Genomic DNA, 13,007 nt, shown 5'->3' with positions numbered 1-13,007 from the left:
ATTCTCGGCAAAGGGATAACCACCGGTGAACGAAATCTCGCCTGCGGCACCGGCGCCCGGCTTATAGGTAACGAACAGCAATATATCCCCGCGCGTCACCGATTTCGGCCGCCCGTCCTTATCGGTGTTGACGGTCTGTTTGGGCACCGAAACACCCCAGCATTGCTTGGGCGCATTGGCAGGTTCCGCAAAAACATTCCAGTCGGTCATCACCGCAACGCGGCTGGTGGATTCCTGCGCCAGCGCACCCGATGTGCCCAGCACCAACATCGTGATCGCAATGCCGCAGATTTTCGAAAATTTCATATCAGACAGCCTCCAGCTGCTTATGCCTCTGTCATCCGCCGTCGGGGCCGTTTTTCGGACCTTTTCCTATGGTCGGGCGGGGTTCAACTCGATATTCCAAGACTAGCGTAAAACGGCTGTTTTTTGAAACCCCCGTTGGCAAGAAATCGCGCAATCGAAGGACATATCCAATGAAACCTTCCATTCCCATGGTCGAAATCTGGCGCGGCGGATTTTTGGAATCGCTGCATTCGGGTCATGCCGTGATCTGTGATGCTGCGGGCAATCTTGAACATGTCTGGGGAAACCCCGAGACCGTGATCCTGCCGCGGTCATCGACCAAGATCATTCAGGCGCTGCCGCTGGTCGAAAGCGGCGCCGCCAAAGGGCTGGGCCCGGACCTGCTGGCACTTGCCTGCGCTTCGCATAACGGCGCGCAGATCCATACAGACAGGGTGGCCAACTGGCTGACGGGTCTGGGGCTGACCGATGCCAATCTGCGCTGCGGCCCCCAAGCGCCACGCGACCGTGAAGCCAAGCATGCAATGATCCGCGCCGAGGGGCGGCCTTGTCAGATCCACAACAACTGTTCGGGAAAACATGCCGGGTTTCTGACGCTTTCAAAGCATCTGCGCGCGGGGCCGGAATATGTCGATCCCACGCACCCGGTTCAGCAGGCCGTGCGCGCCGCATTTGAAGATGTGACCGGCCTGAACAGCCCCGGCTTTGGCATCGACGGCTGTTCCGCCCCCAATTTTGCCACCACGTTGCATGGGCTGGCGCGCGCCATGGCGTTTTTCGCCGCGGCCCGGACGGGTGCATCTGACGGGCGCGAAAAGGCAGCCGCGCGACTGGTGCAGGCCATGCTGATCCATCCCGAAATGGTCGCAGGCAGTGGCGGCACGGATACCGAACTGATGCGCGCTGCCAATGGCCATGCCGTCATCAAGACCGGGGCCGAAGGCGTCTATGTCGCGATTCTGCCTGCGCAAGGGCTGGGCGTGGCCCTGAAAATCACCGATGGGGCGACACGGGCGTCGGAATGCGCGATTGCGGCGCTTTTGGTGCGGCTGGGCGTGCTGGATGCGCGCGATCCGCGCGTGGAACAGCGCCTGTCGCCGATCATCCGAAACTTTCGCGGGATCGCAACGGGCCGGATGCAGCCCGCCGCGAATTTTTCGGCCTGAACAGGTTACATTTCCATCACCGGCGCGACCTCGACCGATCCGCTGCCGCTGATCACCATCGGACAGCCCTTGGCCATCTCGGTCGCGGCCTTGATATCCTTGGCCTCGATCAGGGAATAGCCGGAAATCGGGTTGGCGCCACCATTGTCGGTCACGCCCTTGGCGCTGACGGTATGCGACTGGCCGACCGGGTTGCCGCCATCGATCACGGCGGGTCCCATGGTTTCAAACCATTTCATCCAGGCGGCCATCATCTTCTGACCTTCTTCGGGGCTGCTGGGCGCGCCGCCGCCGTGATAGGCAAACACGAATTTGGGCATTTCAAATCTCCTTTTCTGGGGGTTAATGGGCAATTTTTTCCAGTTTGCGAAGGGTCGATGTCCAGCCGGTGTTATGGCTGGCAACAGATTCGGCGTCTGCCAGATCGCGGTGATCGATCACCAGACGGCTGCCCGTGGGTGTCGCTGAAACGGTAAAGGTCACATGGCTTTCGGTGCCGCGCGCATCGGTATCGTCATGCCAGCCCCAGGTCAGCCCGACGCTGTGGGGCGGATCGACATGGGTGACATGGCCTGACACCTTGAACCGCCGCCCGCTTTCATTGCCGACAAAGACTGAAAACCACGGGCCGGTGCGACCGAAGTTCAGGTCATGTTCGCCCATGGTGATGCCTTCGGGCCCCCACCATTGCAGCAGCAGCGCGGGGTCAGCCAGATAGGTGAACAGCCGCGCGGGCGGAATGGGGAAATCGCGTTCCAGGCGGGCATCGGTCATTTTTCGGCTTCCTTTTGCTGGATCAGGCTGTCCAGCCGCGCGAGACTGGCCTGCCAGAAGGCGCGGTGGCTGATCGTCCAGGCCGATATCGCCTGCATCGCCTGTGGATTGACGGCATAAATTCGACGCGGCCCGTCGACGCGCTGTTCGATCACGCCCGCCTGGCGCAGCACCTTGAGATGGCGCGAGATCGCGGGGGCGGATATCGCCGCCCCTTCGGCCAGCGTGCCTGCGGGCTGTTCACCCTGATGCAGCAACCGTTCGACAATCGCAAAGCGGGTCGGGTCGGACAGGGCGGAAAAGGTTCTGGGTAAATCGGTCATGGCAACATCCTGCACCGATTCTTTATTTTGGCAAACAGTTAATTAACGATGTCGTTAATTATAGCCAATCCCACATCAGCCGCAGCGCCAGCGCGGACGACGCGATCACCAGCACCGGCTTGATCATCCGCGCCCCGATCCGCATGGCCAGCCGCGCGCCGACAAAGGCGCCGGCCACCTGTGCGGCCCCCATTGCCAACCCGGTGATCCACCACGGCGTCGCCACCAGCGCAAAGGCCAGCAGCGCCCCGATGTTAGAGGCGAAGTTCAACAGTTTTGTATGCGCCGTCGCCTTGAGGATGCCAAAACCGCCCAGCGCCACAAAGCCCAGCATGAAGAACGCACCCGTTCCCGGCCCGATCAGCCCGTCATAGAACCCGATCACAGGCACCAGTGTTGCGGCAAATACCGCCGGCGTGATCCGTGCCACGCGGTCCAGATCATCCAATCCCGGCTTGAATGCAAAGAACATTGCGATTGCGATCAGCAAGAACGGCAGCCCCAGGCGAATGACATCGGTCGGCAAATGACTGGCCAGCAGCGCCCCGGCAAAGGCGGCGCAGAATGAAATCAGCGCCGGGATCAACTGGCGCCGCAGATCGACATGACCGGCCCGTCCATAGGAAATCGCGGCCATGCCGGACCCGAACAGACCCTGAACCTTGTTCGTTGCCAGTGCTGTCACCGGGGGCGCACCACATAGCAGCAGGACCGGCAGCGTGATCAGCCCGCCACCCCCGGCAATGGAATCGACAAACCCGGCGGCAAAGGCGGCCAGTATCAGGATGACAAGCAGGTCGGGGGCGACCTCGATCAATCGGGCAACACGAAATCGCTGCGGGCATAGCCCTGAATATACAGCAGCGCCGTCAGATCGCCGTGGTTGATGCGGATATCGCATTGCGCGGCGACCGAAGGCTTGGCGTGCAGGGCCACGCCAGCCCCCGCCAGTTCCAGCATCCCCAGATCATTCGCGCCATCACCCACAGCCATCACCTGATCGTGGCGCAGGCGAAGACGGGCGGAAATATCCTGCAACGCGGCAACTTTCGCCTCGCGCCCCAATATCGGCTCAGCGACCTTGCCGGTCAGCGCGCCATTTTCGATCAACAGCGTGTTAGCGCGGTTTTCATCAAAGCCAAGCTGCGCCGATACCCGCGCCGTAAACGCCGTGAACCCGCCCGACACCAGCGCCGCATAGGCACCATTCGCCTTCATCGTCGCCACCAGTTCGCGCCCGCCCGGCATCAGCGTGATGCGCGTGTTCAGCACATGGTCAATCACACCGGCATCCAGACCCGTCAGCAGCCCGACGCGTTCGCGCAGTGCACCTTCAAAGTTCAGCTCTCCGTTCATCGCGCGGGCGGTGATCGCGGCAACGCGCGGGCCGATCCCGGCCTCGGCGGCCAGTTCATCAATACATTCCTGGCGGATCATCGTGCTGTCCATATCGGCCAGCAGCATCTGCTTGCGCCGCCCCGCACTGGGCTGCACCACCAGATCGACGCCCCGCATCTGAAGATCGGCCCAGACATCCCAGCGGTTGTCGGGCAGGGTATCCAGCGGAAATTCCGCCGCCAGATCAGCGGCCAGCCAGACCGCATCGCCGCCACCCCAGGCCCCTTGCAACGCCTGCACGGTTGCGCCGTCCAGCGAAGGCTTGGCGGGGTCGGTCAGCAGGGTGGCGATATACATGGGCAACGGTCCGATGTGGCAGAAAGGATATGCGGCGCAATAGCGCGGTTTTCCCCCTTGCGCCAGAGCATGTTCGGGCGTATCTGCGGCGGTGGGACACCCTTCCCCAACGAAGGGCGCTTATCTGGAAGGATAGCAGCAATGGTTATGCAAACCCCGGTCACGCGTCCGGCTAACGCGCAGTTCTCGTCTGGCCCCTGTGCCAAGAACCCCGACTTTTCCCTTGATAAACTGTCAGACGCGCCGCTGGGCCGGTCGCATCGCGCCAGCGTTGGCAAGGCCAAGCTGAAAGCCGCGATCGACGGCACGCGCGAGGTGCTGGGCATCCCGGCCGATTACCGGATCGGGATCGTGCCGGGATCGGACACGGGTGCCGTGGAAATGGCGATGTGGTCGCTGCTGGGCCAACGCCCGGTGGAAATGCTGGCCTGGGAAAGTTTCGGCGAAGGCTGGGTCACCGATGCGGTGAAACAGCTTAAACTGGACGCCACGGTGCGCAAGGCCGATTATGGCCAGATCGTCGATCTGAAAACCGTCGATTTCGACAAGGATGTGGTGTTCACCTGGAACGGCACGACCTCGGGCGTGCGGGTGCCCAATGGTGATGCGATCCCCGCGACCCGCGCCGGACTGACCATCTGCGACGCCACCAGTGCGGCCTTTGCGATGGACCTGCCTTGGGACAAGTTGGATGTGGTAACCTTTAGCTGGCAGAAGGTTTTGGGTGGCGAGGCCGCGCATGGGATGCTGGTCCTGTCGCCGCGCGCCGTCGAACGCCTGGAAAGCTATACCCCCGCCTGGCCGATGCCCAAGGTGTTCCGCCTGACCGCCAAAGGCAAGCTGAACGAAGGTATCTTTGTTGGCGAGACGATCAACACCCCATCCATGCTGGCGGTCGAGGATTATCTGGTGGCGCTGGACTGGGCGCGGTCGGTCGGCGGGCTGAAAGGCCTGATCGCGCGGGCCGATGCCAATACCGCCGTCATTTCCGATTTCGTCGCCAGCCATGGCTGGATCGATTTTCTGGCCGCCGATCCGGCGATCCGCTCGAACACCTCGGTCTGTCTGAAATTCACCGATGACCGCATCAAGGATGGCGAGGCTTTTGCCAAAGCAGTGGCCAAGCGGTTGGAGAAAGAAGGCGTCGCCTATGATATCGGCGCTTACCGCGATGCCCCGCCGGGCCTGCGCATCTGGTGCGGTGGCACGGTTCAGACATCCGACATTCAGGCGCTGATGCCCTGGCTGGACTGGGCCTTCAACGCCGAGATCGCAGCACAATAAAGCCGATTGCCGGTTCACGGGACCGGCAGTCGCACCTTTCATTTCATAAGGAGTCCAGACATGGCCCCCAAAGTTCTCGTATCCGACGAATTGTCGGAAACCGCCGTTCAGATCTTCCGCGATCGCGGCATCGACGTCACGTTCGAGCCCCAGCTTGGCAAGGACAAGGACCGCCTGTTGCAGGTGATCGGTGACTATGACGGCCTTGCCATCCGGTCCGCCACCAAGGTCACCGAAAAGGTGCTGGAAGCGGCGAAAAACCTTAAGGTCATCGCCCGCGCCGGGATCGGCGTTGATAACGTCGATATTCCGGCGGCCAGCAAAAAGGGCGTGATCGTGATGAACACGCCCTTTGGCAACATGATCACCACCGCCGAACATGCGATTGCGATGATGTTCGCCGTGGCGCGGCAAATCCCCGAGGCCAGCGCCTCCACCCATGCCGGCAAATGGGAAAAGTCGAAATTCATGGGGGTCGAACTGACCAGCAAGGTGCTGGGCGTGATCGGCGCCGGCAATATCGGCGGCATCGTCTGCGACCGCGCCAACGGGTTGCATATGCGGGTGATCGCCTATGATCCGTTCCTGTCCGAAGAACGCGCCGACAAGCTGGGCGTGACCAAGGTGGAACTGGACGAGTTGCTGGCGAAATCCGATTTCATCACCCTGCATGTGCCGCTGACCGACAAGACCAAGAATATCCTGTCGCGCGAAAACATCGCCAAGACGAAACCCGGCGTGCGCATCATCAACTGCGCCCGCGGCGGGCTGGTGGACGAGTCAGCACTGGCCGAGGCGCTGAAATCCGGCCATGTCGCCGGTGCCGCCTTTGACGTGTTCGAGGTTGAACCCGCCAAGGACAGCCCGCTGTTCAACCTGCCCAACGTCGTGTGCACCCCGCATCTGGGCGCCTCGACCAGTGAGGCGCAGGAAAACGTCGCCCTGCAGGTGGCCGAACAGATGTCGGATTACCTGCTGACGGGGGCGGTGACCAACGCGCTGAACATGCCCTCGGTCACGGCGGAAGAGGCCAAGACCATGGGCCCCTGGATCAAGCTGGCCGAACATCTGGGCGCCTTTGTCGGCCAGTTGACGGACGAGCCGATCAAGGCCATCAACGTGCTGTTCGATGGCGTCGCGGCCGAAATGAATCTCAAGGCGCTGGAATGTGCGGTGATCTCGGGCATCATGAAGCCGGCCAACCCGGATGTGAACATGGTCTCGGCCCCGCTGATAGCCGAGGAACGCGGCATCAAGATTTCGCGCACCAGCCAGCACAAGCAGGGCGCCTTTGACGGCTATATCAAGCTGACCGTGAAAACCGAAAGCCGCGAGCGCACCATTGCCGGAACGGTGTTCAGCGATGGAAAGCCCCGCTTTATCCAGATCAAGAACATCAATATCGACGCCGAGATTGGCGCGCATATGCTTTATACCACCAACAAGGATGTTCCCGGCATTATCGGCACGCTTGGCCAGACGCTGGGTGAAAACGGCGTGAACATCGCCAACTTTACGCTTGGGCGATCGGCCACTGGCAAAGAGGCAATCGCGCTGCTTTATCTGGACGAACGGCTGCCTGCTGCGGTGCAGGAAAAACTGCTGGCAACCGGGTTGTTCCAGCAGGTGCGCCCGTTGCAATTTGACGTGGCGTGATACTAAACCCGCCCGGCGCGATCCGTGCCGGGCGGTATCTTATCGCCGCTGCACGAGGCGATGGCCGCTACGAATACACCTGAGCAGGCAGACAAGCCGGTCTCATAACTGATTTTCTCCTGTCATTAACCATCTTTTTATCTTGCTGCCAAAAGATGGCGCGGCACTGACAGGATATGGCCGCGATGACACTTGAACAGAAATTGGCCGAAGAACGCCGCGGCCGGCTGGCGGCTGAACGCATGCTGGATCAGATCAAGCGCGAACTGTTTGACGCAAATCGCAAACTGGCCGCGCATTCCCGCAACCTGTCGGAAGAAATCGTCGAAACCAAGCAACATGCCGAAGTTCTGCGTGGGGAAAACAACCTTGTGCGATCTGAGCTGGAGGTGGTCACAAATGCATATAACATCGCGGAAAAGCGGCTTTGGAACTCTTTGGAAACGATCCGCGACGGTTTTGCAGTATTCGATTCCGAAGATCGGATGGTCGTCGCGAACAAGGCCTATCTGTCTGTTTTTGAAGGATTGGAAGAAATCGCGCCCGGTGTCAGTTATTACGACCTGAAACGCCTGACAGCCATCGAGGGGATCGTCGATACTGAAGGGCTGACGCCCGACGAATGGCTGAACGCGATGATGCAGCGGTGGCGCCAGAACCCGGTCCCCGACAAGGTAATCCGCCTGTGGAACGGTCAATATATCAAGCTGATAGATCGGCGAACCCCCGAAGGCGACATGGTTTGCCTGAACCTGAACATTACCGAAATGATGCGGATGTGGGCATCGGTCGAAGCGATACCAGACGGCTTTGTTCTGTTTGATTTCGAAGACCGTATGGTGATGTGCAACCAACGCTATCGCGAAATGTATGGCGCCAGCGCCAATGCAATTGCACCCGGTAATACCTTTGAGCAGATCCTGCGCGAAGGCCTGAAAAACAACCAGTTCAGCGATGCAGTCGGTCGCGAGGAAGAATGGCTTTCCGCACGACTCGTTCAACATCATCGCCCGGACGGCATCCTTGAACAACGACTGGGTGACGGGCGTTGGGTCAGGATCCTTGAAAAACGCACACCGGATGGCGGCATTGTCGGTCTGCGCATCGACATAACCGATCAGAAGAACCAGCAATTGGCGCTGGATCAGGCCCGGATCGCAGCCGAGGCCGCAAACCGCGCCAAATCGGCTTTTCTGGCGAATATGAGCCATGAATTGCGAACGCCCATGAACGGCGTCGTTGGCATGGCAGATCTGCTGTGCGACACCCAACTTTCCGAGGAGCAAAGGCTGTATGCCGAAACCATTCGCAATTCCGGCGAGGCGCTGCTTGCCTTATTGAACGACGTTCTGGACTATTCCAAGATCGAAGCCGAAAAGCTGACCCTGCACCCCGAACCCTTCGACCTGGAGCGCGCGGTGCATGAAATCGTGATGCTGCTGCAAGCCACGACTCAGGACAAGGCGCTGGATATTCTGATTGACTACGACATGTTCCAGCCCACGCATTTTATCGGTGATCGGGGGCGCATCCGCCAGATTCTGACCAACCTCATCGGGAATGCTGTCAAGTTCACCGAAAAAGGCTATGTGCTGATCCGCGTTGTCGGCATCGAAGCCCAACAGCCGGGCTTTCAGCAGTTGCATATAACCGTCGAAGATACCGGAATCGGCATCGCGCCAGAGATGCAGGACCACATTTTTGGTGAATTCAATCAGGTTGAGGACCAGCAGAACAGAAAGTTCGAAGGAACCGGCCTGGGCCTTGCCATTACCAGGCAATTGGTCGGCATGATGGGCGGCGAAATCTGGGTCGAGTCCGAAAAGGGCAGCGGCGCCTGTTTCGGGATCTGCCTGACGTTGCCCATCGCCGAAGACGGTGTTCGCGCACCCGAATGTCTGCCACAGGCCACCGGCACAGCCATGGTCGTAGACGATCAGGAAATCAATCGCCTGATACTGGAACGCCAGCTGACCCAGATTGGCATGAACGTAGTTCAATTCAAATCCGCAGCTGATGCGATGGCCGCTCTGTCACCGGCTGACCCGCCAGGCATCGTCATCACCGACCACAAGATGCCGGGAATGGATGGCATTGAATTCGCACAGGCCCTGCGACAGGCAGGGTATACCGCGCCAATCGTGTTGCTCAGTTCCGCCGCATCCGTTTTGCGCAATGCGACCAAAGATGATGCGATCACCCTTGCGCTGAACAAGCCCGTATTGCGCCGGGCCTTGTTCGATGCACTATCTGGATTGCTTCAACCCGCCGCAACGCCATCCATCCAGCCAGTCGAACGGCCAATGCGTATCCTGGCCGCCGAAGATAACCGGACAAATCGATTGGTATTCTCAAAACTCGTTCAGCAGTTGAACATCGAGCTGGAGTTCGCTGAAAACGGTCAACTCGCCGTAGAAGCATACAAGGCGAACCGGCCCGACCTGATATTCATGGATATCTCGATGCCGCTGTTGGATGGCAAGGATGCGACCCGCGCGATCAGGGCAATCGAGGCAGCAGCAGACCTGTCGCCGGTGCCCATCGTCGCGCTTACCGCCCACGCCCTTGATGGGGATGCCGAAGAAATTCTTGCCGCCGGATTGACGCATTACCTGACAAAACCGCTGCGCAAGGATGCGATTTTCGGCATGATCGCCAGCTATCTTCCACCCGGATGCACGCCACCTGGTATAGACGCGCCGCCCGCCCCCCTGCCCGTGCCGGCGGGTGAGGTCGCCTGATCATGAATGCTGCAATATCCGCAGAAACTCTGGTGCGAATCTTTCAGCCCGGGGCCCCCCGATAAGGCGCTCCAGCGCGGCCAGATCGCGCGGGCGCTGTTCAACGATCCGTGCAAGCTGGGCGGTGGTGCAAGACAAGGGTTTGTCCAGACCGGATTCGCCGCGCGCCAATGCCGCTTGTGCCTGCTGCAACTGATCGAAAACATGCCCCGCATCCCGCACCGCAAGCCGCAGCCGGGCCGGATGAACTGCGGGCGTCTCCTGCCCGGTTATCACCTGCAGGAACGCCGCACCGTATCGCTCCAGCTTGGTCGCGCCGACACCGCCGATCCTGGATAGTTCGTCCAATGTCTGCGGGCGCGTTTCGGCCATTTCGATCAACGTGCGGTCATTGAAAATGATATAGGCCGGCACTTTGGCCACCTCGGCAAAGCTGCGCCGGCACGCCTTGAGCGCCGATAAAAGCGGCGCGTCTTCCTCGGCCACAAGGCTGCGCACCATAGGACGGGCCGGTGCGTTCTGCACACTGTCCTGGCGCAGCGTGATCGTGGCCTCACCCCGCAGGATCGGGCGCGCGGCCTCGGTCATGCGCAGCGCACCATGGCGGGCCGGATCGGGGCGCACCAGATCATGTCCCATCATCTGCCGGAAAATCGCCTGCCATTGCCGCCGATCGTATTCCTGCCCCACGCCAAAGGTTGGCAGCTGATCATGCCCCCGCGCCGAAATCTTGTCGGTCAATGTGCCGGTGACGATGTCGATCAGATGCCCGGCACCGAAATATTCATCGGTGCGCAGGATTGCCGACAATGCCTTGCGAACTGCATCCGTGCCGTCAAACAGCTTGGGCGGGTTATCGCAAAGATCACAATTGCCACATGGTTCGGCGGTTTCCCCGAAATAGCTTAACAGAACCTGGCGGCGACAGGCGCGCGCCTCGGCAAGGCCAAGCAGGGCGTTCAGGCGGGCGTGATCTGCTGAACGGCGTTCGGGCGGGGCTGGGCTTTCGTCGATCTGCGAACGGCGCAGGCGAATGTCGTCGGGCCCGAACAATGTCAGGGTTTCGGCAGGCGCGCCATCGCGCCCCGCACGCCCGATTTCCTGGTAATAGCCCTCTACCGATTTCGGCAGATCGGCATGCGCGACCCAGCGAATATCGGGCTTGTCCACCCCCATGCCAAAGGCGACAGTGGCCACAACGATCAGCCCGTCTTCCTGCTGAAATCGGCCTTCAACCACGCGGCGCGCCTCGGCCTCCATTCCGCCATGATAGGCGCAGGCGCTGTGACCCGCATCGCCCAGCGCCGCGGCCAGCGTTTCGGTCTTGGCACGGGTGCCGCAATAAACAATGCCCGGCTGGCCCTGCCGCACGGCGGCAAAATCCAGGATTTGGCGGCGCGGATTGTTCTTGGCGGCAAAGGCCAGATGAATGTTCGGGCGATCAAAGCCGCGCAGAAAGGTATCCGGCTCTACCCCGTCAAACAGGCGTGTAACTATTTCGGCGCGGGTTTCGGCATCCGCCGTTGCGGTGAAGGCGGCCAGCGGCACACCCAGCGCGCGGCGTAATTCACCGATCCGCAGATAATCGGGGCGGAAATCGTGGCCCCACTGGCTGACGCAATGCGCCTCGTCCACGGCGATCAGGCTGACGCCGACCCGGCGCAACAGGTTCAGGGTGCCACCCGATGCCAGCCGTTCCGGCGCCATATAAAGCAGCTTCAGCGCACCGGCATCCAGGGCGCGAAACACGTCATCCGTTTCGGCATCCGTATTGCCCGAGGTCAGCGCCCCCGCCGCCACCCCAGCCTGTTGCAAGCCGCGCACCTGATCGCGCATCAGCGCGATCAGCGGCGAAATCACCACCGTTACCCCGTCCCGGCACAGCGCAGGCAGTTGAAAGCACAACGATTTTCCGCCGCCCGTGGGCATGATCGCCAGCGTATTGCGCCCGGCATTGACGGCCGATACGATCTCGGCCTGACCATCGCGGAAATCGGAAAATCCGAAGACAGATGACAACAGGCTGCGTTCATTCTGCATTTGTTCGACCGGTGCGTCTGGCGGTGGGATCAGTAACACAGGCTCGCGGCATTGTTGGCGATGACAACCCGCAATATCTGGATCGCGATGAACACGATCAGCGGCGACAGATCCAGCCCGCCCATATTCGGCAGCACACGGCGGATCGGGCCATAGATCGGCTCCAGCAGGCGGTTCAACCCATACCAAAGCTGCGCCACCAGTTGTTGACGCAGATTGAGCACCTGGAAATTGATCAGCCAGCTCATGATCAGATGGATCAGGATGATGAACCAGGCAATGCTCAGGATCAGGTTCAGGGCATAGACGAACGAACACATGGGCGCGGATCTTTCCTTGGCATCGGTTGATTGCAAGAGGTAAGGCCATGACGCAGTGGTGACAACCATCTTCCGTTCATGGGCATGCTGAAGTATGCAAAACTTGCACGCGAACAGAAGGATCAGACCAATTTATCCGTATATCCGCTTTCTAAAGCAACGCTATCACCCTGCAAATGCCAGCCCGCTGGGGTTGCTGGATGCGCAGATATCCGAACATCTCTGCTGGCCCATCGACCTGGATCCGTTTCTGGAGCTCAACAACGGCCGCACGCTGACCCTGTATGACCTGAGCCGCATCCCCTGGCTGCGCCGCACCGGTATCACCAAGGCCAAGTTCGCGAATGGATGGATGATGGCCGTGGCGGGCACATCCGTGCGTTATCGCATGCGGGTCAAGGCATTTGACAAGGTAACGATGCAATGCCGGATGCTGGGCTGGGACAAGCGGTTTCTGTATCTGGATCAGACGATCTGGCGGGGCGACAATTGCACCAATCAGATGCTGTGCCGAATGTGCGTGACCGATGAAAAAGGCATTTTCGATCCCGCGACCCTGTTTCGCGCCGCCGGGCATGATGTGACGACATCGCCCGCGCTGCCCGATTGGGTTACCGGCTGGGCCGATACAGACAAGCTGCGCCCCTGGCCGCCTGAAAAACTGTTCTGACGGTTTTACTTGCGTCACCTGCCGCTTTGCGT

12 protein-coding genes and 1 pseudogene are annotated in these 13,007 nt (G+C 60.4%); 5 read left to right on the top strand and 8 right to left on the bottom strand.

Annotated elements, in window-relative coordinates:
• Nucleotides 1–306, bottom strand: a pseudogene (locus ACTCHC_RS04685) (invasion associated locus B family protein); the annotation flags it as partial.
• A 170-nt stretch (nucleotides 307–476) separates the two neighbouring features.
• On the opposite strand from ACTCHC_RS04685, the gene ACTCHC_RS04680 reads away from it, so the two are divergent.
• Complete coding sequence (locus ACTCHC_RS04680; RefSeq protein ID WP_463021309.1) at nucleotides 477–1,472, top strand: asparaginase; 996 nt, start codon at nucleotides 477–479, stop codon at nucleotides 1,470–1,472.
• Between the two features lie 5 nt (nucleotides 1,473–1,477).
• Here the strand turns inward: ACTCHC_RS04680 and ACTCHC_RS04675 are convergent, their stop codons facing one another.
• The 5 genes from ACTCHC_RS04675 to serB are packed head-to-tail and all read right to left on the bottom strand — an operon-like array spanning nucleotide 1,478 to nucleotide 4,264.
• Nucleotides 1,478–1,792, bottom strand: coding sequence for a YciI family protein (locus tag ACTCHC_RS04675; protein WP_463021308.1), 315 nt, complete (start codon nucleotides 1,790–1,792; stop codon nucleotides 1,478–1,480).
• 22 nt (nucleotides 1,793–1,814) lie between these two features.
• Complete coding sequence (locus ACTCHC_RS04670) at nucleotides 1,815–2,246, bottom strand: SRPBCC family protein (protein WP_463021307.1); 432 nt, start codon at nucleotides 2,244–2,246, stop codon at nucleotides 1,815–1,817.
• Nucleotides 2,243–2,569, bottom strand: coding sequence for an ArsR/SmtB family transcription factor (locus ACTCHC_RS04665; protein ID WP_463021306.1), 327 nt, complete (start codon nucleotides 2,567–2,569; stop codon nucleotides 2,243–2,245). Before ACTCHC_RS04665 ends, ACTCHC_RS04670 begins: the two co-directional genes overlap by 4 nt.
• 58 nt (nucleotides 2,570–2,627) lie before the next feature.
• The gene (locus ACTCHC_RS04660; RefSeq protein WP_463021305.1) at nucleotides 2,628–3,386 is read right to left on the bottom strand and encodes a TSUP family transporter; all 759 of its coding nucleotides are present in this window, start codon (nucleotides 3,384–3,386) and stop codon (nucleotides 2,628–2,630) included.
• Entirely contained in the window at nucleotides 3,383–4,264 is an 882-nt protein-coding gene (gene serB, locus ACTCHC_RS04655; RefSeq protein ID WP_463021304.1) for a phosphoserine phosphatase SerB, read from the bottom strand. The genes ACTCHC_RS04660 and serB overlap by 4 nt, the downstream gene beginning before the upstream one ends.
• A 141-nt stretch (nucleotides 4,265–4,405) precedes the next feature.
• On the opposite strand from serB, the gene ACTCHC_RS04650 reads away from it, so the two are divergent.
• The 3 genes from ACTCHC_RS04650 (at nucleotide 4,406) to ACTCHC_RS04640 (ending at nucleotide 9,945) form a co-directional block, all read left to right on the top strand.
• Complete coding sequence (locus tag ACTCHC_RS04650) at nucleotides 4,406–5,548, top strand: phosphoserine transaminase (RefSeq protein ID WP_463021303.1); 1,143 nt, start codon at nucleotides 4,406–4,408, stop codon at nucleotides 5,546–5,548.
• Nucleotides 5,549–5,608: 60 nt separating this feature from the next.
• On the top strand, nucleotides 5,609–7,204 hold the full coding sequence (gene serA / locus ACTCHC_RS04645) for a phosphoglycerate dehydrogenase (protein ID WP_463021302.1): 1,596 nt from the start codon (nucleotides 5,609–5,611) through the stop codon (nucleotides 7,202–7,204).
• 185 nt (nucleotides 7,205–7,389) lie between these two features.
• Complete coding sequence (locus ACTCHC_RS04640; RefSeq protein WP_463021301.1) at nucleotides 7,390–9,945, top strand: hybrid sensor histidine kinase/response regulator; 2,556 nt, start codon at nucleotides 7,390–7,392, stop codon at nucleotides 9,943–9,945.
• On the opposite strand, the gene recQ is transcribed toward ACTCHC_RS04640, so the two are convergent.
• Nucleotides 9,946–11,985, bottom strand: coding sequence for a DNA helicase RecQ (gene recQ / locus ACTCHC_RS04635; protein ID WP_463021300.1), 2,040 nt, complete (start codon nucleotides 11,983–11,985; stop codon nucleotides 9,946–9,948).
• A gap of 29 nt (nucleotides 11,986–12,014) precedes the next feature.
• On the bottom strand, nucleotides 12,015–12,305 hold the full coding sequence (locus tag ACTCHC_RS04630; RefSeq protein WP_463021299.1) for a YggT family protein: 291 nt from the start codon (nucleotides 12,303–12,305) through the stop codon (nucleotides 12,015–12,017).
• Between the two features lie 94 nt (nucleotides 12,306–12,399).
• Here ACTCHC_RS04630 and ACTCHC_RS04625 point away from each other — a divergent pair, with 94 nt between their 5' ends.
• Entirely contained in the window at nucleotides 12,400–12,975 is a 576-nt protein-coding gene (locus tag ACTCHC_RS04625; protein ID WP_463021298.1) for an acyl-CoA thioesterase, read from the top strand.
• Nucleotides 12,976–13,007: the final 32 nt, after the last annotated feature.

This window comes from Actibacterium sp. (assembly GCF_055134745.1).
This window is presented reverse-complemented; position numbering and strand designations above follow the sequence as displayed.